Below are 430 nucleotides of genomic sequence, written 5' to 3' on the forward strand. Positions count from 1 at the left end.
TTCTATACGTACACTATTCGTATGCATATACTGTATGTATACGTATTATATGCATAACTATACGTATAGTGTACGTATGAGATAAAGAACATGGTGGCACTATTTTTAAGGGTAAATAACTCGGCACTGCCGAGTTCACCACGTTTTGGCTCTGCCAAAACATCAAAGTGGTGGCATTACCCCTTATGCTCATGTTCTAAAATCATTAAAAATACGCTTATTTTCTATTTTAAGAGCCGTTTTTTGATGCAGGTAGCTTTGAAGCAAAAAATAAATAAGACGTCTCTGTGCGTAAATTTGAGTCGCTGCAAGCTAAAAATTATAATTTATTTTTCAAAAACTAAAAATAAAACGGAAAAGACGTGTAAAAAGTTTGATGAACTTTTATGCCGAGAAAACTTTTCGGAAAGAAAAGACTCCTCATATACAC

Annotated in this window: 1 protein-coding gene; it reads left to right on the top strand. The window is 33.5% G+C overall.

The window, feature by feature from the left end; genetic code table 11:
- Nucleotides 1-90 precede the first annotated feature (90 nt).
- Nucleotides 91-430, top strand: a 340-nt coding sequence (locus RAD15_RS44040) for a hypothetical protein (protein ID WP_458184900.1), incomplete at its 3' end; no start/stop codon positions are given.

Source organism: Bradyrhizobium sp. 14AA (genome assembly GCF_054185205.1).